This is a genomic window from Tardiphaga sp. OK246, assembly GCF_900188215.1.
In the GTDB taxonomy this organism is placed as follows: Bacteria; Pseudomonadota; Alphaproteobacteria; order Rhizobiales; family Xanthobacteraceae; genus Tardiphaga; species Tardiphaga robiniae.
Genome location: NZ_FZOX01000007.1, coordinates 185,346 through 206,781, shown reverse-complemented (window position 1 = coordinate 206,781; position 21,436 = coordinate 185,346). Strand labels below are relative to the sequence as shown.

25 protein-coding genes and 1 tRNA gene are annotated in these 21,436 nt (G+C 57.5%); 14 read left to right on the top strand and 12 right to left on the bottom strand.

Annotated elements, in window-relative coordinates:
• Positions 1–29 precede the first annotated feature (29 nt).
• The gene (locus tag CHC01_RS27310) at positions 30–326 is read left to right on the top strand and encodes a hypothetical protein (RefSeq protein WP_089267492.1); all 297 of its coding nucleotides are present in this window, start codon (positions 30–32) and stop codon (positions 324–326) included.
• A gap of 77 nt (positions 327–403) precedes the next feature.
• Here CHC01_RS27310 and CHC01_RS32070 read toward each other — a convergent pair whose 3' ends face one another.
• Positions 404–670, bottom strand: a complete 267-nt coding sequence (locus CHC01_RS32070) for a hypothetical protein (RefSeq protein ID WP_141137177.1) — start codon at positions 668–670, stop codon at positions 404–406.
• A gap of 220 nt (positions 671–890) precedes the next feature.
• Here CHC01_RS32070 and CHC01_RS27305 point away from each other — a divergent pair, with 220 nt between their 5' ends.
• From CHC01_RS27305 to CHC01_RS27300, 3 genes are all read left to right on the top strand, one after another.
• Complete coding sequence (locus CHC01_RS27305; RefSeq protein ID WP_349636633.1) at positions 891–1,124, top strand: ribbon-helix-helix domain-containing protein; 234 nt, start codon at positions 891–893, stop codon at positions 1,122–1,124.
• Positions 1,125–1,258: 134 nt separating this feature from the next.
• On the top strand, positions 1,259–1,459 hold the full coding sequence (locus tag CHC01_RS32065) for a hypothetical protein (protein WP_141137176.1): 201 nt from the start codon (positions 1,259–1,261) through the stop codon (positions 1,457–1,459).
• Positions 1,460–1,484: 25 nt separating this feature from the next.
• Entirely contained in the window at positions 1,485–1,685 is a 201-nt protein-coding gene (locus tag CHC01_RS27300) for a hypothetical protein (RefSeq protein ID WP_089267491.1), read from the top strand.
• A gap of 1,225 nt (positions 1,686–2,910) precedes the next feature.
• Here the strand turns inward: CHC01_RS27300 and CHC01_RS27290 are convergent.
• The 3 genes from CHC01_RS27290 to CHC01_RS27280 all read right to left on the bottom strand — a co-directional run bounded on the left by CHC01_RS27290 (position 2,911) and on the right by CHC01_RS27280 (position 4,669).
• On the bottom strand, positions 2,911–3,717 hold the full coding sequence (locus CHC01_RS27290) for a hypothetical protein (RefSeq protein ID WP_141137175.1): 807 nt from the start codon (positions 3,715–3,717) through the stop codon (positions 2,911–2,913).
• Between the two features lie 64 nt (positions 3,718–3,781).
• On the bottom strand, positions 3,782–4,279 hold the full coding sequence (locus CHC01_RS27285; protein ID WP_089267488.1) for a hypothetical protein: 498 nt from the start codon (positions 4,277–4,279) through the stop codon (positions 3,782–3,784).
• A gap of 9 nt (positions 4,280–4,288) precedes the next feature.
• Complete coding sequence (locus tag CHC01_RS27280; protein ID WP_089267487.1) at positions 4,289–4,669, bottom strand: hypothetical protein; 381 nt, start codon at positions 4,667–4,669, stop codon at positions 4,289–4,291.
• Between the two features lie 130 nt (positions 4,670–4,799).
• On the opposite strand from CHC01_RS27280, the gene CHC01_RS27275 reads away from it, so the two are divergent.
• Positions 4,800–5,177, top strand: a complete 378-nt coding sequence (locus CHC01_RS27275) for a helix-turn-helix domain-containing protein (protein ID WP_089267486.1) — start codon at positions 4,800–4,802, stop codon at positions 5,175–5,177.
• A gap of 3 nt (positions 5,178–5,180) precedes the next feature.
• Here CHC01_RS27275 and CHC01_RS27270 read toward each other — a convergent pair whose 3' ends face one another.
• A complete protein-coding gene (locus tag CHC01_RS27270) occupies positions 5,181–5,573 on the bottom strand; it encodes a DUF3768 domain-containing protein (RefSeq protein ID WP_089267485.1) in 393 nt (130 codons plus the stop codon).
• Positions 5,567–6,157: a hypothetical protein gene (locus CHC01_RS27265; protein WP_089267484.1), complete on the bottom strand. Its 591-nt coding sequence runs from the start codon at positions 6,155–6,157 to the stop codon at positions 5,567–5,569. Before CHC01_RS27265 ends, CHC01_RS27270 begins: the two co-directional genes overlap by 7 nt.
• Before the next feature lie 345 nt (positions 6,158–6,502).
• Between CHC01_RS27265 and CHC01_RS33535 the strand changes: the two genes are divergently transcribed.
• The 4 genes from CHC01_RS33535 to CHC01_RS32780 all read left to right on the top strand — a co-directional run bounded on the left by CHC01_RS33535 (position 6,503) and on the right by CHC01_RS32780 (position 8,747).
• The gene (locus CHC01_RS33535; RefSeq protein ID WP_089267483.1) at positions 6,503–6,907 is read left to right on the top strand and encodes a hypothetical protein; all 405 of its coding nucleotides are present in this window, start codon (positions 6,503–6,505) and stop codon (positions 6,905–6,907) included.
• A 44-nt stretch (positions 6,908–6,951) separates the two neighbouring features.
• The gene (locus tag CHC01_RS33205; protein WP_089267482.1) at positions 6,952–7,401 is read left to right on the top strand and encodes a hypothetical protein; all 450 of its coding nucleotides are present in this window, start codon (positions 6,952–6,954) and stop codon (positions 7,399–7,401) included.
• Between the two features lie 4 nt (positions 7,402–7,405).
• Positions 7,406–8,149 carry an SOS response-associated peptidase gene (locus tag CHC01_RS27250; RefSeq protein ID WP_089267481.1) on the top strand — a complete coding sequence of 248 codons (744 nt, stop codon included), beginning with the start codon at positions 7,406–7,408 and terminating at the stop codon, positions 8,147–8,149.
• A gap of 424 nt (positions 8,150–8,573) precedes the next feature.
• Positions 8,574–8,747 (top strand): hypothetical protein, encoded by a 174-nt coding sequence (locus CHC01_RS32780; protein WP_176454720.1) that lies wholly within the window; start codon positions 8,574–8,576, stop codon positions 8,745–8,747.
• Positions 8,748–8,805: 58 nt separating this feature from the next.
• On the opposite strand, the gene CHC01_RS27240 is transcribed toward CHC01_RS32780, so the two are convergent.
• The 3 genes from CHC01_RS27240 to CHC01_RS27225 form a co-directional block, all read right to left on the bottom strand.
• Complete coding sequence (locus CHC01_RS27240; protein WP_089267479.1) at positions 8,806–9,297, bottom strand: hypothetical protein; 492 nt, start codon at positions 9,295–9,297, stop codon at positions 8,806–8,808.
• A 208-nt stretch (positions 9,298–9,505) separates the two neighbouring features.
• Positions 9,506–11,251: a DUF927 domain-containing protein gene (locus tag CHC01_RS27235; protein ID WP_176454719.1), complete on the bottom strand. Its 1,746-nt coding sequence runs from the start codon at positions 11,249–11,251 to the stop codon at positions 9,506–9,508.
• 1,158 nt (positions 11,252–12,409) lie between these two features.
• Positions 12,410–13,078: a hypothetical protein gene (locus CHC01_RS27225; protein WP_141137174.1), complete on the bottom strand. Its 669-nt coding sequence runs from the start codon at positions 13,076–13,078 to the stop codon at positions 12,410–12,412.
• A 258-nt stretch (positions 13,079–13,336) separates the two neighbouring features.
• Here CHC01_RS27225 and CHC01_RS27220 point away from each other — a divergent pair, with 258 nt between their 5' ends.
• Both CHC01_RS27220 and CHC01_RS33200 read left to right on the top strand, forming a co-directional pair.
• The gene (locus CHC01_RS27220; protein ID WP_089267475.1) at positions 13,337–14,245 is read left to right on the top strand and encodes a hypothetical protein; all 909 of its coding nucleotides are present in this window, start codon (positions 13,337–13,339) and stop codon (positions 14,243–14,245) included.
• A 91-nt stretch (positions 14,246–14,336) separates the two neighbouring features.
• Positions 14,337–14,699 carry an excisionase gene (locus CHC01_RS33200; protein WP_244558538.1) on the top strand — a complete coding sequence of 121 codons (363 nt, stop codon included), beginning with the start codon at positions 14,337–14,339 and terminating at the stop codon, positions 14,697–14,699.
• 1,060 nt (positions 14,700–15,759) lie between these two features.
• Here the strand turns inward: CHC01_RS33200 and CHC01_RS27205 are convergent.
• Positions 15,760–15,835: transfer RNA gene (locus CHC01_RS27205), tRNA-Ile, on the bottom strand.
• Positions 15,836–15,986: 151 nt separating this feature from the next.
• On the opposite strand from CHC01_RS27205, the gene CHC01_RS27200 reads away from it, so the two are divergent.
• Positions 15,987–16,199, top strand: coding sequence for a DUF1328 family protein (locus tag CHC01_RS27200; RefSeq protein WP_089267474.1), 213 nt, complete (start codon positions 15,987–15,989; stop codon positions 16,197–16,199).
• A gap of 17 nt (positions 16,200–16,216) precedes the next feature.
• On the opposite strand, the gene CHC01_RS27195 is transcribed toward CHC01_RS27200, so the two are convergent.
• The gene (locus CHC01_RS27195; protein ID WP_089267473.1) at positions 16,217–17,194 is read right to left on the bottom strand and encodes a Bug family tripartite tricarboxylate transporter substrate binding protein; all 978 of its coding nucleotides are present in this window, start codon (positions 17,192–17,194) and stop codon (positions 16,217–16,219) included.
• Positions 17,195–17,342: 148 nt separating this feature from the next.
• Here CHC01_RS27195 and CHC01_RS27190 point away from each other — a divergent pair, with 148 nt between their 5' ends.
• Positions 17,343–18,314, top strand: a complete 972-nt coding sequence (locus CHC01_RS27190; protein ID WP_089267472.1) for a TAXI family TRAP transporter solute-binding subunit — start codon at positions 17,343–17,345, stop codon at positions 18,312–18,314.
• A gap of 208 nt (positions 18,315–18,522) precedes the next feature.
• Here CHC01_RS27190 and CHC01_RS27185 read toward each other — a convergent pair whose 3' ends face one another.
• A complete protein-coding gene (locus tag CHC01_RS27185) occupies positions 18,523–19,746 on the bottom strand; it encodes an ABC transporter substrate-binding protein (protein WP_089267471.1) in 1,224 nt (407 codons plus the stop codon).
• A gap of 404 nt (positions 19,747–20,150) precedes the next feature.
• Here CHC01_RS27185 and CHC01_RS27180 point away from each other — a divergent pair, with 404 nt between their 5' ends.
• Positions 20,151–21,110, top strand: coding sequence for an AraC family transcriptional regulator (locus tag CHC01_RS27180; RefSeq protein ID WP_089267470.1), 960 nt, complete (start codon positions 20,151–20,153; stop codon positions 21,108–21,110).
• Positions 21,111–21,436: the final 326 nt, after the last annotated feature.

The following is a 21,436-nucleotide window of genomic DNA, read 5'->3' as shown; positions in this document are numbered from 1 at the left end:
AAAGCACGCGCGTCTAGTCGGAGTAGAGAATGGGTGCAGTGCAGTTTGAAAATTTATTGCTAATCCTATTCCCTATCATTTTTGGTTTCCTCCCGGCGTTTCTAGACGCGGTAGGTTTTAAGAATGGGCCGCCGAATCTGCTAACCGCGTTGGTGGCCGCCCTGCTGGTTGCCATCTCATCCTTGGCGTGGATGCCGACTAACCTCGATAATTTGGTTATTGTTTTTGGCCTGATAATGGTTCCGGCCATGCTCATTGCTTACTGCCTGAGCAGGCTAGCCATTTGGCTATTGTTGAGTCTCGTGAAGATGGCGGTCCGCCGCTGACTATTCGGAGTGCCAAAGCCCCTGCCAACGCTGCACGATAACGATCCCAATGGGGTTTGCGCTGCCATAGGACTGCGTCAATGAATCAATTCGTGGGGTTCTCCTTCAAACAGATGCCGTAGCTCACTAGGTGGCACCGGTGGGCAAGTCAGGACCCCGCGCTCAACCGCGTTCTCAGGAATTGGATCGAGCGAATTTGGAAAGTGGGCGATGAAATCGGACCGTCCCTGACGATACATGGCTGACGCATCTGCCGTCTCCTCGCGCTGGGGGCCTTTCAGACTGCCGCAGCGGATGAGCATGAGATAGTGATGCTCCACAGTGGAATGCTTCATTTTCTTCATTGAGGTATTATGCCTATGAGGGTCTACGTCGTTAGCCGCCAGTTATGCGATTTAGCAACGTCGCCGTAGATTTGATTCGAACTCCTAAATAGGGCGTCGGGTTTTGCGCCGCGTCATCCCTTGTGGGGAGCGTCAGCATTCTCGGACATGTTCAGTTGAGGCGACTTTGGCGGTTGACCATTTCGCTGCGGCGTGGAGAAGCAACGTAGAGGAGCAGATTGTGCAATCGTTGGGAAAGTCGCCGGTAGTGAAGCGTGGAGTTGTCGTGCGTGGGATAAGAACAAGCGCGACGTTAGAGCAGGCCTTTTGGGATGGTCTGAGAGAGATCGCCAATGAGCGAGGGGCCACCGTCACCGATCTTGTCGCTCACATAGAAGAGAATCGCGAGTGCCCAAACATGTCGTCGGCGATCCGGCTGTTCGTCCTCTCACATTTTCGGGATAGAACATCCTGATTGGAATTGTCCAATGGGCTTCCGCATCAGCCGAGCGCGCCGCGATTAACGACAACGATCAGAAGTCGGGGGCAGGCGTTGACCCTCGCTACGATGGCGTTTAGCTAGCACATCGCCCACGTACCGAGTTTATTATGAGTACCAAATATTTTGAGCTGCTCGCCGATGAAGTTTGGGAAGGTAACCCGGCCACAATCTCTTCAGTTCGCCATCTTGGTGACCGCGAACGGAATGCGCTTGAGGCAACGATTCTCAATAAGTACGGCAAGTCGCTGAGCCTCCGAGGAACGCCTGCACAAGTTCACGCAACCCTTGACGCGGCAAAGCGTTCCTAACAACACACGTTGGCAAGGAGCCTTGATGCCCTACGCTTTGTTTGACGATGACCAGCAGCTCAGTAAGCAATTTCCAACCAAGGACGACGCTTGGAAGCACGCTGACGAAGCCGGGCTTGTCGACGTCGTCGATGGGAAGACTGTATTGGAAGACGGTTACACGATTCAGCCGTGCCGCTTGGACGAGAATGGTGTGCCGGTGGCGATACCGCCTGCAGTCGAATAGCTTAGCTAGCACGAACTAACCATCAGTGCGTGTGAGCCTACTGAGCGGGTCCGCCCAGCGCGTTCGCTCGGCCGGGATGCTCAGGGAAGTCGCGCCTTGGGTGCCCCCGGGGCGGGCGGTAAAGCCCTAGGACGGGGGAACGGCGTGGCCCTAGCTGAGGCGGTGCAGGGGCGGCAGTTGGCAACCCACCGAGCCGAAGGGCCGTTTCCGGGCCGTAGGGGAGGTATTGGGAAAGGGGCGCACCGCCTTGCCACATCGACGCAGCTGCAAGGCGGATTGCGGTGCAATAATACCATAATCGCCGCAGGAAACTGGACACTGCGATGCGCGCTGAAGGTTCGGATTAACGCCGTTCCTGCGCCGTTGCGCGTCCTCCTTTGCCCGGCGAGGCGTCGAAGTTTAAATCTCTATCCAGTGCTGCCGATGCTCGCCTTAGCAGGACGACTTTGAGGGGTACGAACTGCTCCTCAGTCAAGTCGCCAGTGCTATCGAGTGGCACGCTCGCGTCCATCCCGACACCGACGTCGCCTTTCTGAAAATGAACGCCAGCTGCAAATGAGCTTCCTGCGTGCGATAGGGATGCGAGAAGAATTAAAACACGACAGAAATATTTAATTGCAGCTCAAGCGTGCTTGCACCATTGAAATGATTGCCGATCAAATGGCACTGGCTAGTTCCTCTTTCAGATGGTCATTTTCTAATTGGAAGTGCATTTAATCCAAAGCTCAGGCGAAAACCCCGGGTGCAATTCGATTAGGACTCTCTCTCCAGCGACATGAGTCAGCTTCCACGCCACCGTTTTTCGGCCGACGGTACCTTCATCATAACATTTCAAATCGGTAGTCAGCGATAGAGTGGTCTCCGCCCCAGCAGCCACGAAACTGTTCGTCTTCAATCGCTGCTGCCGAAGGATGTCGCACCTTACACTGCCTTGATAGTATTGAATCTCGCCAGCTGAGAACTTCATTTGAGGAGCAGGAGCGCCGGTAATTTCTGGAAGTCCCTCTTTCCATCCCTTTGCGCTGCATTGATTTCCCGCTGTCTGTTTACGGGCGACGACGTAGAAGCCGTCGAATTCTGCCGTTTGACTGCTTCTTGATTCTTCCGCGCAGCTGGGGTTTGGACTCAAAGCGTTGATTATCATCATCGAAACGATAGCGAATCGCCGTCGAACGCCCATTGACCCTTTTCCCTTCAATTACTTCTAAGCTCCTGTCGAGAATGATTAGCGCTTCCAGATTCCGAGGAGGATAAAATCGGATACCCGCTCCAAAACTGTGGCGAAGTGCCGTCCGCTGTCATTCGGGTCGAGCAATACAAATGAAGCCGCTGCGGGAAGGGCTCCAGCCAAGCTTTTGCATTGAAGGCGTTCAATCAAAAATGGACTGTCGTCGAGCGATTTATCGCAATCAGCGCCATTCATGTAGAGCAAAAAACTGTGCGGCTTATAGCGACCTGATCCGCCAAACTCACACGCCGGAGTCCAGCCCACACTCTGTTTGAGATCGACCAGATCTACGTTTCCTGAACAGAGTTCGATTGCTTGCCGCATCGAAATGTCCGCGAGCGTGCTTTCTCCCTGCCAGAGCAAGGGCATCGGAATGTACTTGGCGACTTTGGAGTCTAGGAGCTTCGCCACGACGGCGTACGCAAGTCTTTTCTTTAATTTAGGGTCGACTACAATCAGCAGCTCAGCATAAACCCCGCTGTAGACCGTTATTGAGAGCCTCTTTGCGGTCGCCTCCCTCGAAGGAGGCCCAAACGCCTGTTCTATCGAGCGGATTGAGGTGAATTCATCGATCTTCGATAAAGCGATAAACTGATCGTTGCATTTGTTGAGGCAATCGGACGGTGCCTCTATAGTTTTGGCCATCGTTAGTTCGGGAAAAAATAGTGCGAGAATTAAGGCGGCCGCTGTGATCCTTCCAAAAGTCTTGTGACCGGGACCAAAGAATACGCCTTCCGTGCCCGGCGTACCGTTGGCGTGGCCGGTGAGCGTTGAAATCGCGGCCTTAGTATTCCGCCGTTTCATTGGAGCTATCATTTGCCTTCTCGTTCGGCGCTATAAAAGCTGGAAAATATAGTAGGTCGATGGCTTACAATTTAGGGATAGGCACCCGAGAGCGCTGGAAGCGTTCCTCGTGGTCCTTTTTCGCTAGGGTGTCGTCATGAAGAATCACTCGGCGTTGGTTCAGCAAAAAGAGCAGGACCTTTCCGTCGCCCAAATCCCAGCTGTATTCTGCATTTGATGGCGTTGGCGTCGTCGCTGGCTTCGTTGAAAATTGATCCGACAGCGATTGTGCTATCTCTTCTACGCTGGCCGTTGTTCGCAGGTCCATGTTGAGCCCAATAAGCGGGGCACCATCGAGTACCGTGGAGAACCACAGCGTTAACCCCTCGCACATGATGCCGTAAGGGATGGCCTCGCGTGCAAAGTTATTGCAGGAATAACTTTTCTCTTTAACGACACGTCCGGCTTCAGCGAAGGACATGCCGGGCACAAGGCCGCGAATGTCCCGTTTGCCCTGCTGAGCCAAGCACGACGAACTCATCATGACGAGGGCGGCGATGATGATATTCTTTGCGGAGATCATCCGGGGCACTCACTTGAATTCGTAGGTCGATGACCCAGCAGTCGTGTCGATGGCGACACGGACAGCCCGGCAGAACGGGATAAGGCCGATGCCGCCACCAACTTCGAGGCTTATCGGCCATGGGTTCGCATCGGGGTTGCTGAGGTTGAGCATCGTGACAACCTTGCAGTTGGCTTGATCGTTGACGCGGACGCCCCGAACTTGGATTGCCTTTCGTCCGATGTTCTGGATTTGAATTTCGCCATTGCGGCTGAGTGTCACCTTCAGATCGGGTGATCCACCAAGTAGCGACAAAAGGAAGAGCCCGAGGGCAGCGGCCAAGGCGATGTGCCACCAGTGCCAGCGCTTTTTTGGTGCCACGTCGCGGACGTGATTCGGAACGTCAGTCATTTGATCCCCGTGTACGGCAAGCCGGGCGGCCCTCAACCCGGAGTTTAACGACGGGTCTCTGACTTAAGCAACAAATTTCCGTAGTTTTGCTCGGTGGCCGCAGATCGTGAGCCCGAGCAAAACTCCGGGTATGGCAAAGCCCGATCTCAAAGTTAAATTTGGCATGCGCATCCGAGGACTTCGGGAAGCGCTGGGCATGACGCAGGACGAGCTGGCTGAGAAAATCGGTCGCGGCGTCGACACCGTCAGCAATATCGAGCGGGGCGTCTACGGGACCCCCATCGACGTGGCAGGTCGGATTGCGGCGGCTTTGAAGGTCAACTTGTCCGAACTGTTCAGCTTCGATGATGAAGCGCAGCCAGCCGCAGGTCGGGAACATCGTCGTATCGTCCAAAGCCTGACGGCCATTTTGAATGGGTTGGACATGAAGAGTCTCTTGGCGATCAAGGAGGTGATCGAGGCCTCGGTAAAATTGGCTGGTCGTCGGAGTGGGCGTTCGCATCGCTAAACCTCAGTACTCAGACGCGAGCATGATCGTCATCACGCGGGTCGTGACGGACGGGTCAGTTGGGTCGGGCGAGCCGAACTGAATCCACTGATCGTAACAATCGATTTTCCAAAAGACTTTGGTGCCGTCCTGATCGATGGCTCCGAAGTCGTGTTCGCCATGGGGATCATTGTCGGGGCTGAAGTGGACGAAGCTTCGTACACTGAGGAGCAGCTGCGCGACCAGCGTGGCCCCCAGCGACGCGACACCGGCGGTCAGGTTTAGTCGATAGCCCTTGCTCGTGCGGGGCAGCTTGCGTCGAAACGCATCGTTGAGTTCACGAATTCTAAGCGTGCGTTGAGTTTCGACGTTCGCACTGGCCGCTCCTGATGTCGGGTGCTGTTCAGCGCTCAACATGGCTTCACCATCTTCGGATGCAGTAAGGCAACTTGGGTTATCTTTCGAGCGAACGTGCCGAGCTCAGGGTAGTCCTTCCAAAGCAAAGTTACCGTTTGGCTTTCGAGAACCACGTTTTGGACCTCGCAGTAAAACCAGCCCTGCGAAGGTTCGTCGGTGGCTAATACGAGCGTCCCTCGGACCAATGCACCCCAATCGTCTGATGCACCGGCCTTGGCACCAGCCGTAGGAGGCATAGCTTTTTTATCGACGTCGCCCGAAGGCGGCTTCGCCGGGGGCGGCGGCGGTGCGTCGATTCCGGCAACAGCGAGAAACTTGTTGTAAAGCGCGGGCCGGACAAGCGGCACCACCGCTGTGCCTTTTGCCGACACCGTGCCCTTGGGGAGCTTTGAGGCAACTTCGCGCTGGGCGTCGGTGACGATTCTGATTGTACGCATTCCCATGGCACGGGCGGCGTCCTGAGCAGCCTTCGCAGCGTCGGAGCCGAAGCGGGAGGCATGAAGTTTTTTTCGGCGATCCGGGCCGAACACCACCAACGCGATATCGGCCGGGATCTTCTGAGCGGTGTTTCGCTTGGTGCTCATGGCAGTGCCCTCGGAAAGCGAAAGGGCTCCAGATGAGGAGCCCTTTTTGCCAGACCAATCGGTTCGGGTTGCTGACTGCCCCCGGATGGGGGGTCCAAAAGCTGGAAGGCCGAAAAATCCATTTTTCCTCCAAATGGGCACCAAATCGCCCGTGCCTGACATTAGGGTATTATAACACCTCTGTCAAATATTTGTTTTAAATCAACGGGTTATGACTTTTTTCCTCCCTTTCGCATGGAAAGTGAGCCCGGCGCATCTGCCAAATCGGGTCCTGAAGCTGGCGGGGGTCTGCTGATTCAACCTCTGCGGACTCGACTTATGTTCTTGATATGTTCTAGTCGTCGCATGTCTAATAGACCTGCGAGCTGGCGAATGCCGACCCCAAAAGAAATGGAAAAGCTAGCCGCGACGCCGGATCAGGCAGCTGCGTCGGAGCCTCTTACGCCGGGACCCCCTGACGATCTCCCGGAGGCATACTGGGATTCCATTGTGCGGGACCCGAGAGGGCAGGTCCGCACCGGCATTCCCATCCAGCAACGGCGTCTGTCAGAGATTCCGCGCCATGTCTTGCGGGTGAGCTGCCGAAGGTGCGACCGCATTGTCGAGATTCAAACGGTGGACGCTGTACGCCTCTACGGTCAGCACGCGGTGTGGAAAGATGTTGGTATGAAGTTGCTCGACGATGGGTGCCAGCAACGCACCGGCAGCCGAGAAGACGATGGTTGTTGGCCGTCGTTCGAGACGCCGTAGCTGCAGGACAGTTCCTCCCGGTTTTGTGAGCTTGGACGCCCCGTATGGCTCCGAAATATCACCCCACGCCTCTCTCCGGCGGCGACCGAAAGGCTTTTATGAAAGAGCTCGGCAGGGCGCGGGCGGTGACACGTATTCTCGCGGCACAGTCCGACGAAATGCGTAATAAGGGCGAGGCTCTGATCAAGCAGGCCGACAATCTCCTCTGCCAAAGCTGGAATGAACGCATGTGGGCAGACGGCGAACCGATAGATCCTTCTCCAATGATCCTTCAGGCCATCAACGGTGGATTCCCGTGGCTGGAAATAGAGTGCTCGCGCTGCAAAACAGCGAATAGCATCGACCTCTGCGCACTACGTCGCCCGCCAACGACTTGCATTCACGACTTGGCAAGCTCTCTGCGATGCCGAAAATGTACCGTTTCGGGCAGGCGACCAATGGTGACATTGGTTCAGCTCGGAACTGGACCTCGGCATCGACCAGCGCCAGAATGATCCGATGTGCAATCTCTATTCAATGACGAAAAATCAGGCCGCTATTCGCAATCTGTTTCCGATTGTTCGGGACCTGACAGGCAATCTGCCGTCGATGCCCGGCATCTTTCCAGATTATCCGGCTCCAATTGTCCGAAACACGCCAGATGGTCCCGAACTGACGTTGGCGCGGTGGGGCATGCCATCTTCACAGTTTGCTCAAATGCAAGCTGCCAAGAAACGCGCCGCGAAACTTGAACAGAAGGGCAAGCAGTTTGACTTCAAGGAACTGCTTCGGATGGAGCCAGATAGCGGTACGACCAATATCCGCAATCTCGACAGCAAGCATTGGAAGCGCTGGCTTGGCCTAGAGAACCGCTGTCTCGTGCCATTCACGTCGTTTAGCGAATTCAACAAATTCGCTGGCGGCGATGTCTGGTTTGCATTGGATGAAACTCGGCCGCTCAACTTCTTTGCTGGCATCTGGACTAATTGGACTTCGGTGCGGAAGGTCCGCGAAGGCGAAACTACGAATGACGTCTATGGTTTCTTGACGACCGAACCGAATAACGAGGTCGGTGCGGTTCACCCCAAGGCGATGCCGGTCATCCTGACCAAGCCAGAAGAGTGGCGGACGTGGATGATCGCACCGACTGAGGAAGCGTTGAAACTCCAGCGTCCGCTACCTAACGGAGCGCTTACCGTCGTCGGGAAGGGCATCAAGATGGATGACGCCGCAGATGACGTTTCAAAAACGCTTTCCGACTAGCGGCGATGCATATCCACTGCGTTGGGCCAACTATCTCAAATATTTCCGTCGTTGCGGCCGGAGCGGGGACTGATGGCAAAACAGCGCATATCTGCAGACGAATTGGTCTGGGTGTTCAGGGAAGAGCTCAGCAAAACGGGGAAATTTCCTGCTGGGATCAGCGTTGCTATCGTGCGAGACCGGGCGGCGAACTTGACTGCGATCACTGGAGCTAGATATCGCGCGATGAGTCCGGATCTCGCAGGCGTTTCGCTCAAGTGCAGGGACGGCTTCGCGCGATTTACCAACTAGAGAGCGACTAGGTCGCAACTAGCGCATATCAGCTCTGACCACATTCGGGATGCATCGGTCGCCAATCTGAATTACTCGACCGTCTTCAAATCCACGTTGCTAAGCTGGGCGGTTCCCAAGCTGGGAGCCATTCATGTCTGACGTTTCGCGCCGTGCGCAATTGATTCTGCTCAAAAACGATTTGCACGTGTTGCGAGGTCGAGCCGAACGGTTGGATTTGCCGGAACTGGTCTCGCTTTTATCGGAAGCGATGGCGGTTATTTCCAGTCAGCCCGAATTACCGAAGTCCGAGCAACCGCCCGTTTGACGTTCTCCTCTTGGCGTGCAGTCGGGTATCAAGATCGAAGCCTAAGTGGCAGCTCGCTTTAGGCGTTACACCTCGACTTCAAGTTCAATGCGACCAGCAAGTCGACGAAGCTGTTGCTGGGTTGAATGCATGCCTTTTGTTCCGGTGCGGTTCGACTCCTAGCGACATTCTGCTTCAGCTTCTTAGTCGGTATCCTCGGTTTGGTTACAGATACCGGCTTCTTTGGTTCAGCCTTGATGCTCGACGTCTGCCGACTTCGCCCCTCTGTACTGATATCGGACGCGGTTGCGATTGGGGGAGCAAGCTCGGCATCCGCAGGAGCGTTGGAGAACGGAGCTGGGCGATCCTCAATAGCTTCCGGCACGTAGGCGACACTGAGCTTGTCAGTCTTCGTTAAGGTATCGACGACGGTAACGGCCTGCGAGGGGGCCGGCGTGGACTGTACGACGGGCGCTTCGACGAGCGGAGGGGACGTGCCTGTGCCGGCCTTGGTCGCAATCAGGCCGCCAACGCAGAGCAATGCGAAAAACGCCAACCAGACCGTTCGCACTACAGATCCCCCAGCTTGAACTTGAGGCTAACTCCAGCTCTATCAGGGTTGGTCCCGATTGCGGCGCAAGCGGGGCGACGCTGAAGCAGCGCCAAGGCGGCCCGGTTAACGTAACCAAGTCGTAAAGGAAGCGACGATCAGATCTATCAAACGGCAGACCCCTGTTCGTAAAGCTGCAAATGCGCCCGTGCCGAGGGCGGTCTCGTATTCATTCCATCTCTGCGGCAAGCAACTTTTCATAGTCTAGCAAGATGAAGCGCGGCTTCATCCAGCGGTTTGATCCAATGGTGAGATCCATCCGAATCTGAGTGCCCTTGCGTCCATCTCCGATGAGGATGCCGCTGCTCTTGAACCACGAATTAAGTGCATTGACCGTCGAGGGAGGAAATCGCGCCAACAGATCATCTCGGCGGATTCCAAGCGTCAGACGTTGCTTATAAGTAGTCTTTATGCCCCACCAGCTTGTGCTGCTTGCAATTCGCACGACGCCGTTGACCGTAAGGTCCCGCACCATCGGTCCATGCATGTTGTCGCGAATAACTTTCAGGGCGTCGATCAACGTCGCAGAAGGTCTACTTCGCAAATTCGCCGCACGACGGTGCATGGTTCTAACCGCGTTGCGAACGCGCATCGGGGCCCAAGTCAGCAAGCCCGCCGACTGTGCGATCATTCCGGCCGCGAAGCATAAACCGAACTTCTGAGCAATCCGCTCCTCGACGCTGGAGCCAATCTCACAATAGGTTAGGTAATCGGCAATATGGCGCGCAATTACACTATTGAGATCGAGCGTCATCAAATGTGCAATGTAACACGGCCAGAGCGTCCCGTAATTCTTATCCATCACAAGCGCGGTCTGCGCCACCAGCCGGGCGGTGTGCGCCCGGAGGTCGTCCCCAGATGTCACACGGTCGAAGATGCCGCCCATGTCAGCATCATTAATCGGAATGTCGATAAAACGAACTGCCTCCTGATCGTTCCAAGCCGCAGCAGCACCTGCCATCTCGCGTCCTGTGAAGTTGCTCGTGCTGAGAATAATGTTTTTCCAAGCAAGATTCGGCAGCGTGTCGTTTACAGAATTGGAACGCACCATTCCTTTGCCGTCCGGCAGCATATGGACGACGCGCGTCATAAACAGCCGTAGGTCGGCCTGCTTTAAACGCTCCGCCGCATCCATTATGAGCGGGCAGTCATTATGGAGCGCTGCCGCTTCTTCCAAAGCGCGGTCTTTGAAATCCCAGCTTTGGATTGAGGCAGGAGGCCCCAGAACGGTTTGCGCCAGCTTGGCGATGCTGCTCTTTCCAGCGCTGGACGGGCCGACAAAGTTAAAGACTGCGCTTTCCGTCAAATCCGCGAACCGGACGAGTGCCGCCGCCAATGCAGCGCAGATAGCAAACGCAACGGGATTCGACTGCTTGGCCAGCGGTGAGACTGCGGCGTTCCATGTTGCCAACGTGCCGCGTGTTTCGCCCAATCTTGAGGCGCTCTTTGATGGCCAGCGAAACTTGCAGTCCGCCGGTATTGTTTGGCGGGCCAATATGAATGCGTTGGGCATCGACCCTTCCCCAGACATGCCCTTCCAACCGGGAGTCCTGACCTTCGTGAAAACCGACACTCTCGCCTGACTAGTTAATTTGCGGACGGCGAGGGCCGCTGTTGCGGGGAATGTAGGCAAATCGCCGTATGCCCTAAGTTGCATGACCATCTGCGCCTCAGTCAGATGCATAGGGATTTCGCACGTCACGTCGTTACCAATCTCATCCGGCATTGTGAACTCGAATACCCGCGCCCCCGTAATTTCATCCCGGAGAACAACAGCTTTCCAGCCGACTAAATCTCGCAGATCGGTCGGCTGACTAGGAATGGTCGGGGCCTTTGGCGTCGACGGCGCGGACGCGCTGGCAGGGAGCGTGGCGGCGGTTTCAGTAGAACCTGCACGCTTGAGCGGACGCCTCACGACCGTTTTCGTCGACGCGGACTTACGTATTAAATGTTTCATTTATTACCGATCCTTACTGTTGTGACGAAAGTTTCTGGAAGAGCGGTGAGGCGGTGCGAAATCGCGCAGGCTATAAAACTAGGCCTAAGCGTGCGTGCCTCACAGGATCACTGCCTCACGGATAATTCGCATCGCGGTTGTTGCTGCCCGAACCTGCTGTGTGCATCCCCCATTCCCATAGCTCCCCCATGTTTGTGAGGCCGTGAGCCAGTGCATCGGACCGTTCGCTGATTGATCACATCGATTGGCTCACGCTGCTCGTGTCGTTCAGGTCGACGACACGGTCCGTCACGTTGAACCGGCCGAGCCAAATGAGCGACTCGATGAGCTGTGTTGACCGTAAAGCGGATTTGCGAGGCATTGCCTTCACCGACCTTGTGGCGAAAGACGACGAGCGCGCCGGGCGCGGCTTATATAGATATCGCTTTTGCTTATCGGAGGTGATCAACACGCCCACTACAGGACGAAGGACTGTAGTGGGCGTTCGCATGACCGATGAGAGTGCTGCCGTCAGTCCGACGGCGTCACGCTGCGGCGTCGCCAAATGCCAATGACGGGACCACTCGTTACGATCCGTCCGCGCTACAAGCCTGTGGCAAAGATCCTCAAATGCCAGTCCGCCTAGGTGCCCGTAGCCTGCCTTCGCCAGAAGGCAGCGGAGGTCGGCTCCGGTGGTAAGCAAGTTGCAGCGACCAAGATGTCCAAGCGGCACGGAGAAGTCCGACGGGATGATGGTGTAATGCATAAGAGGCGTGTGCGGCCATCGAGCTTTCAGTTCACCGAACGTCGCTCTCTGTAGTGCCGTGCCGCACAGATCGCAGGCCGCGTTGCCGCAGGGGCGGAATTGGCGGCAGTTATCCAGCACCTCTGCAAGGGCGAAGGCGTTATCGCGGCCTGTTCTGCGCAAAAGCTGCGCACACCGGGCGCTATGCTCGATCCGCTCGTCCCACGTGAGTTTATCACCGTCGGTGGGGTCGGCAGGCCCGTAGTATCGCGCCAAGTCGCAAATAAAGGGCATACGCATCCTGCTAGTCGGCATGGCTTCGCCCTCCGCTAGAGCTGACGGCCGAGCGATGCGAGGTGGGGTGAGTGTTTTTTACGGCGGCGTCGCTGAGATCAGGGTGCGCCAACCTTGGCAGCGTCATCCGGATCGGCCAGCAGTAGCGACGGCGAGGCGAGCCCCAGAGCTTCGCGCAAAAACTTGCGATAAGCGGCCAAAAATACGTCGTCTCGTACCTCCGCAATCGGAGTATCGTGGAAGGCTTCAGGGGCGGCGATCTTGCACACGGTTGAAGTGCCATCCGGACCGACGAAGACGGTGGCGAAATACGCCCGTTGGGGTGTGCCGTCGCAGCCGGGGGCGGCAGCTTCGGCAGGCACCGCCTTGGCCTTCTCGACAACCGGATTTGCGATACGCTTGGCTAAGCGGACGGCTTCTTTGCAAGCTCGGATCGTCGTTACCCGATACTCGCGTTCGAAGTCGCACGCCAGAACTCCGCGCTCAGCAAGGGCATTCAGCGCATAGGCTTCTTCGCAGCAAGCGGCATAGTCGTCGTCATTCGCCGGCTTCAGCGCGATGATGACCGCGATTAGCGCTGTGTTGCCCTTGTTCGGGCGGCGCTTCCGATGCGAGAATGTATAGGTCGAAAGGAGACGCGCCGTACGGTCTGGATCGGCCCGCAGCAACAAATGCAGAGGGTAAGCACGGGCAAGGGCGAGGCAGCGCATCTCTTTTGTCTTGGGAAAGTAATTTTGTTCCGCGCCTTTCTGTTCGGCGTGTTCCACCGCTGCTGCGGTCCGATCAATATATGCAGGAGGGCTAGCGTCCCTTGAGCTAATTCGGGAATTTCCGAAATTAATTCCATCTGCGATATCGAAATCCGTTTGTGTGTGAGATCCCATTGCAGCCCCGATTCAGCAAGTCGCACGAGCACGACCATTTGAAAAAAACCTAGTCTGGTTTGCTGGATCGGTCAGGGGCGCTCATTGTCATTCGGAACGACATCAAATCAGGCTACCTAAGCAAGAATTGGAAGTTAAACTATGGAAGAAGAAGCGCTCCTACTTAAAATCGCGATCCCGGCATTCTCGTTTTCCGTCGACCGAGGAGAGAAATGGGAACTCAGCGCGTACGCGAGAGGTAAGCGCGGTGATACCAAGCTCAAATCCCGCAATGCCTTTGCGATTCATAAGAGTGACGGTCTTGAACCGCTGTTAATGCAAGAATCCATTCGGGTGGCGAGATTGACAGGGGGAGAAGCAACGGCCCTCCGCAAAGCCATCGGCGTGGAGTTCGGAAGATCGCAGAGAGATTCATTGGATCGTTGTATCAGCCAATTCGTCCACACGGTTGTGTTTAAGGACCGGCTGCCGACTTGGAAGCAAATTAGAACACGGGTCGTAAAGATTTTAAAGCACATGAAGGAGCTCGAAGACCTGCTGAGTTTTGGCGCGGGTGACGAATTTCTGAGATCTCCTGTAGTTAGTTTGGATGCGACCGTGCATCATTTCTTTTCTACGCGGAGCAAGACCGAATATTTGGAGAAGATCGCAAGTGCATTTGAAGCGGAATTGCCCCGACTTCAGCAGTTAGCATCTAAACGCGGAACCAAGAGATACGCAGATCTCGACGTCTTCCTTGAATTACTGTGGCAATGGGCTGAAGCTGTAGAAATTGAAGTAACGCTACCATCGGGCTCCACAAAGGAAAAAGGTACGCCCTATCGAGCCACTCGCTTTGGTGCTTTTGCATTCAAGGCTGTCGAAGTGGCGTGTAGGAAGGGGCGTTTAGCCTTGTCTTCGGGCAAGATTACCGAATCTGAAAGGCTTCTGGCGGAGGAAAGATTCACAATGTTTGGGTGCTCATCGGAGCACGCTATCGACGAAAGGCTCCGGGACGTTAAGCTGATGCGATCTAATCGCTTAGCTGGCTCAAAGGCGGAAGAATGTTGATTCTCGCCGAATTTCGGAAGCAATAAGCGCCCCTGCTAATTTGCGAATGCGCTGTTACCCATTGGCGAATGAGCTGGTTGGGTGGTGGCGAATGAACCGCAGAGAATTGGGCGATCCAAAGGTTGATCGTGATAGCCCATTGCGTTTGAAAGCGGCGGCGGCGTTGGCGTTTCCTGATGGCTCCATGACGGCATCAGGTTTACGGCGCGAAGCAATGCGTGGCCGCCTTGTTATCGAGCGGATTGCCGGTAAGGATTACACGACCCTCGAAAACATCAAGCTTATGAGAGAGAAATGTCGCGTCGAAGCAAAGGACCGCGCTTGTGGTGGCGCAAGGAGCGCCGTAAAGGCAGGCAGCTCCTTCAACAAGGTGCATGGTTCGTCATCGACCAAGGAAAGCATATCGCCACGGGATGCTTTGCTGGCGAAGATCAGCAAGCGCAACAATTCCTAGCGTCGTATATCGAGGGCAAGTATTCTCCGGACAGGGTTCTACGCGACATTAAGGATATCGATGTCGCCGACGTGCTGTCGATCTATGACGATGACTGCGGGGCCAATCAGGCGAACAGGGCCAAGCTTGACGAGCGCCTTGTTCGGCTTGGGAGGTGGTGGGGTGGCAAAACGCTTTCGGATGTTAACGGTGTCAATTGCCGGGCGTATGCGCAGCATCGCGGAAGTGATGGCGGCGCTCGCCGAGATCTAGAGGATCTCCGAGCAGCAATTAATCATCACGCGAAGGAAGGTTATCATCGCGGCATCGTGCGGGTCGTCCTGCCACCGAAAGGGCTCCCCCGAGAGCGATGGCTGACGCGGGACGAAGCTGCGCGCTTGCTGTGGGCGTGTTGGCGATATCGTGAGGAGCAGACTGTCCATCGGGGTCCCCAAAAGGGGATGACGGTGTTGACGGACAGGCGTCCGCTCCGCCACGTCGCCCGCTTCGTCCTGATAGGGCTGTACACCGGGACACGGGCTGGGGCCATTGCGAGTGCTGCGCCGTATCGCGCAGAAGGCCGGGCATTTGTCGATCTGGATCGCAAAATCTTTTACCGAAAGCCGATTGGCAAGAGAGCGACTTTAAAGCGCCAAACCCCCGTTCCAATTCCAGACCGGTTGCTGGTGCATATGCGACGCTGGGTTCGGCGTGGTTTAGTGCGGGACAACTTTATCGAATGGAATGGCCAGTCTGTCATGTCGGTCAAGACCGGATTCGCTTCAGGTGTCAGGCTAGCCGAGCTCGATCTGACGATGGGGAATGTAACTCCGCATACGCTCCGACATACGGCGGCGACGTGGCTCATGCAGCGCGCCGCGCCGATGTGGGAGGCTGCGGGATTCCTCGGCATGAGCGAGAAAACGCTGCGCGACACCTATGGACATCATCACCCCGATTTCTTGCAGAACGCAGCGAAAGCCATGGGCTCGCGTCCCGCTCAACCGCGCGAAAAGTTGGTTATTCCGTTGGTTATGCCTGATGAGGAAGACGTCGTGATGGTCCAACCCGTTGAAATCATTGGTGGGCCCGGCAGGACTCGAACCTGCAACCAGACCGTTATGAGCGGTCGGCTCTAACCATTGAGCTACAGGCCCCGCCGGCGTCCAGCGGGCGGGAGGACCGGGGACGGCGGTGCAGGCATTCCTTATATCGGCCATCGCCTGTCGGCAATGCCGCGTTCCCGGGGGCGGAACTTTGGTCGGGCGGTGGCGTTTGTCTGCGCAATTTCAACGTCGGGAGGCGCGGGTGTTTCGCTGGGCTGTCATCTGTCTGATCATTTCCCTGATTGCCGGCGGCCTCGGCCTCACCAACATCTCGGCTTTCGCCAAGAAGCTTTCGATCATCCTCTTTGCGCTGTTCTTCCTCGGCTTCCTGGCTTTGTTGGGCTTCGCCTATCTGGTCGCCGGGGCGGTCAGCAGTTCTGAGCTGCTGCCCGCCATGGTCGCGGTGAGCGTCTAGACGAAAGAGCGTCTAGCTCAGTCGACCGAGACGCCGGCGAATTCCACCACCTTGCGCCATTTCTCGGTTTCGGCGGCAACCAGTTTGCCGAATTCCTCAGGCGTCATCGGCTTCGGCACACCGCCGGTCTCGGCGAGCCGTGCGATCAGCTTCGGATCCTTCAGCGCTTCGCCCACAGCCTTGTTGAGGGTGGCAATCACCTCCGGCGGCGTGCCCTTCGGCGCGGAGATGCCGTAGAAGCCGATGGATTCGAAGCCTGGCACCGTTTCGGCAATGGCCGGGACATCCGGCACGATGGGCCAGCGTTGTGGCGAGGTGACGCCGAGCGCGCGCACTGTCCCGCCCCTCGACTGTTCGAGCGCCGTGGGCAGGTTGTCGAAGATCAACTGCACCTTGTTGGAGATGATGTCAGGAAAGGCGATCGCCGAGCCGCGATAGGGCACGTGGATCATGTCGCATTTGGTCATCGCCTTGAACAATTCGGCCGACATATGCACCGAGGTGCCATTGCCCGATGACGCATAGGAGATCTTGCCCGGATTGGCCTTGCAGTAGTCGATGAACTCCTGGACCGTTTTCACGGGCATGCCATTCGACACCACCAGCATATTGGTGAGCTGCATGATGCTGGCGACCGGCACGGTGTCGCGGATGAAATCATAAGGCAGCTTCTTGTAGAGCGAGGCCGAGATTGCGTTGTTCGGTGCGACGAACAGCAGCGTATAGCCGTCCGGCGCCGAGGTCACGGCCGCGGCGGCGGCCAGATTACCGCCCGATCCAGCGCGGTTTTCCACGACGAATTGCTGGCCGAAATGATCCGACAGCCACTGTGCCATGATGCGCGCCACGATATCGACAGGACCGCCGGCAGCGAAGCCGATCAGCCAGCGCACGGGGCGATCCGGATAGCCTGCGGCGGAGGCGGGGAGGGTCGTCGTGGTAAGGCTGGCGAAGCCGACGAGACACAGCACAGCGGCACGCAGAAAAGCGATCATAGTTCCTCCCAGACATGAAAATCGCAGCGCTGATGCGCGACGTCGTTCGATCGGGCTTGCCGCCCGTTACCTCCATGCTTTCATAGAATTCGGATTTTGCCTACAAGCTTGGTCGAACGATGCAGGCTGATCGACGTCGAGGTGCCCCATGAAAATGATGCCGCTTGTTTGCGCAGCATTCCTGACTGTCACGGCGGCCATTGCGCAGGAGGGAGCCAAGCCGATGTCGACCACCATGCCTCTCAGCCTGAGTCTCGGCACGGCGACGCCCGGCGGCGGCTTCCCGCTCTATGGCGACGCCTTTGCCGAGGTGATGAACAAGGCCGATCCGTCGCTGACGCTGGCCACGCGCAATACCAAAGGCTCGACCGAGAACATCCCGTTGCTCGAAGCCCGTCAGCTCGATCTCGCTTTGGTGGCCGGCGAGCCCGCTTATGAAGCGTTCAAGGGCATCGGCCGGGCGCCGACGAAGCTGAAGATCATCACGGCGCTGTATTCCAACCCCGGCATGTTCGTGGTCCGCGCCGACAGTCCCTACAAAACGATCCGCGATCTCGTAGGCAAGCCGATCGCCTTCGGTGCAAAAGGCTCCGGCCTCGTGTTCCTGTCGCGCTATGTGCTGGACGGGATCGGCCTCGATCAGGACAAGGATTTTCAGGCGGTCTATCTCGATCGCGCCGGCGACGGTCCGGCGATGGTGCAGGATGGCCGCGTTGCCGCATTGTGGGGCGCAGGCCTGGGCTGGCCCGGCTTCAAGGCCATGAGCGAAAGCCCCGGCGGCGCGCGCTTCATTGCGCCCGATGCGGCGGAGATCGCGCAGATCCGTGCCAAGCACGCCTTCCTCAGGCCGATGCTGGTGGGCGCCAACAGCTATCCGAACCAGCCGATGCCGATCGCGTCGGTGGGCTCGTGGAGCTACATCCTCGCACGCGAAACGCTGCCGGATGAGGTCGCCTATCGGCTGGCGAAGACACTGCACGACGCCGAAGCTACGCTCGGCGCTCGGCTTGCGCAGGCGAAGGAGACGACGGCGTCGAATACAGTGGCGTCAGCGCCTGATGTGGCGCTGATCCATCCCGGGGTGCTGAAGTATTTCAGAGAGATTGGGGTGGTGAAGTAGGGGGCTTTCTTCCCCTCTCCCCCAGCGGAGCAAAGCTCCGCGCCGCGGGAGAGGGTGGATGCGCGCCGAAGGCGCGCAGACGGGAGAGGGCGCCGCAACTCCGCGCTTTGTCGCTATCCCTCTCCCGCCTTCGCTACGCTCAGGCACCCTCTCCCGCGGCGCGCGGCGTTGCCGCGCTGGGGGAGAGGGGAAGGGGAGCGTCGCTTTCCTACTTCTTTCCCAACACACAAGCCGGGTCCGGCGGCCCGAATGCGTCCTCTCCGGAAATCTTCGCGAGGATCTTGTAGTAGTCCCACGGATACTTGGACTCTTCGGGCGACTTGACCTGTACCAGCATCAGGTCGTGGACCATCAAGCCATCCTCGCGCAGTTTGCCGTTGCGGGCGAAGAAATCCTCGATGGGCTTCTCGCGCATCTTGGCGGCGACTTTCAGCGGCTCGTCGGTGCCGGCTTCCTTGATGGCATTGAGATAGACCATGGTGGAGGAATAGACACCAGCCTGCCACATGGTGGGCATGCGCTTGGTCTTCTCGAAGAAGCGCTTCGACCAGGCGCGGGTCTTGTCGTCCATGTCCCAGTAGAAGGCGGTGGTCAGCAGCAGGCCCTGTGCGGTCTGCAGCCCCAGCGAGTCGATGTCGGTGATCAGCGCCAGCAGCGCGGCCATCTGCTGGCCACCCTTGAACACGCCGAATTCGCCGGCGGTCTTGATCTCGTTGATGTTGTTCGGCGGTCCACCGGCGATGCCGATGATTTTGGCTTTCGAGGCCTGCGCCTGCAGCACGAAAGACGACAGGTCCGACGCGCCGAAGGGCGGGCGCACGCTACCCAGCACCTTGCCGCCGGTTTTGGTCACCACCGCAGATGCATCGCGCTCCAGCGCATGGCCGAAGGCGAAATCGTCGGTGATGAAGAACCACGAGTCGCCGCCGCGCTTGACGACTTCCTGTGCGGTGCCGACGGCGAGCGCGCGGGTGTCGAACACCCATTGCATCGTATAGGGCGAACAGAATTTGCCGTGGAAGTCCGCGGCGCCGGTCGAATGGGTGATGAACAGGCGCTTGCGATCGTTGGCGACGTTCTGCACGGCGAGGCCGACGGCTGAGACCGGCACGTCGACGATGAGATCGACCTGATCGACATCGTACCAGCGCCGCGCCAGTGACGCGCCGACATCGGGCTTCAACTGATGATCGCCGATGATGATGCTGATCGGCTTGCCGAGCACGCTGCCGCCGAAATCGTCCACGGCCATTTGCGCGGCCGTCACCGAACCCTGGCCGGAGGGCGTCGAGGCCGGACCGTTCATGTCGGTGAGCACGCCGATCTTGACGACGTCGTCGGAGACCTGAGCGTTTGCGGATGTGGCGAGCAGCGCAAGCGCAAAAGCGCCGGCGAGTGAAAGTTGTGTGACGGTCAGTCTTTTCAAACGCATGAATATTGCCTCCCCGGTGCTTTAGCTGTGTGACGCGTCACATGCACGTCCCAGCTTTGGGCCGATCATGCAGCAGGTGTGAGGGCGCAACAAGTACGATAGCGCATGAAATCCAATGCTTGATATAGCAGGCGAGCGGAGCTCATCGCGACGCTTTGACATATTGTAGTTGTATGCTAGTTCCCGCGCGCTCTGGCCATGCAGCATCACGCGCTCGCCTTTCGATCAGGTCGGCATGCAAACTCTCTGCGCCTGGGTCGAACGACATGCGATCTCAAAACGACACATGCGAGCGCCTTGCCAGAGGCGCCAGACCAACACCTCGCCTGCTGACGGGGCGATGGAAGATGCCGGCAGGACGCCGACGCGATCATCCCAAAATCCTGATTACCGAAAGGCCGCCCATGCAAAAGACTGCGTTTTCGTCCAAGGACTTGCCGACTCATCTGGGCGAAAAGGCCAAGTTTGACCTGTGGCAAGATATTCACGTTGCGGAGATCTGGTCGGTCGAATACGCGGTGTCCGATAAACTGCCTTTCGAAGCTGTCATCGAGGCGACGAGTATCGGGCCGGTGGTTGTCGGCCAGATGGCCGGAACGATCAGGCAGGCGACGCGAAAGGAACGCAACATCGCCGATGATAGCAATGACAGCTATCTTCTGCTGATCAACAAGGCCGGCACTGAATTGACTGGCGGGCAGGTCGGTCGGGACTATGCTGTCGGCCGGGGAGAAGCGGCTCTCGTCACGGCATCCGAGCCCTTGAAAATGCTCGGCGCCGACGAGAATGTATGGATGAATGTGGTGATTCCGCGCGAAGTTCTGACGCAGGCATTTCCGCACATCGATAGCAGGCTGGCACTGAAAATCGGCGACGACAACGAAGCGCTCGCTCTCCTCAAACGTTACTGTCACCTTCTTGAAACCGGCTCCGCCTTCGTGGATCCGGGTCTCATTGCCCATGCGGCAACGACGATCGTCGACCTCATCGGTCTGGCGACGGGTGCAAAGGGCGACACCGCCGAACTGGCGGGCATGCGGGGTCTCCGTGCGGCCAGGCTGCAGGCCGTTCTGGGGAATATTGCCGACAATTACGCCAACCACGGCATTTCGGCGCAAGGCGTTGCGCGGGAGCTCAAGCTGTCGGCGCGTTACGTTCATGATCTCTTGCAGGAGACTGGCATCAGCTTTTCCGAACGCGTGCTCGAATTGCGGCTGCAGAAGACCTACAGGATGCTGCAGGACCGGCACAGCAGTGCGATGCGCGTCAGCGAGATCGCCATGATCTGCGGCTTCAACGATATCGCCTATTTCAATCGCTGTTTCCGCCGGCGCTTCGGATGCACGCCGAGCAGTGCGCGATAGTCACTAAACGATCACGCAGTTGCACGTGCGCGATGACGATTGGCGCTGTTAACCGATCGAGCGTTGCCTGACGGGCACACCGTTCGGGAAAGCAACGCGTCTCTCTCCAGGACAATTCCTCTGCATTCCAGCCCAAGACAGCGCCTCGCAGCAATGCGACTTCTGGTGCACGGCTACCGGTTCGCAAGAGGGAATATATGTCTCCACGTTCGACGACCAGCGCCATCGGAAGACCCCGGCGATATCTGACACATACAAGTCATCTGGCGCTTGCGATCGGCTGCGCGACGCTCCTGGCTGTTGTTCTGTCGACTGCTGCTCGGGCG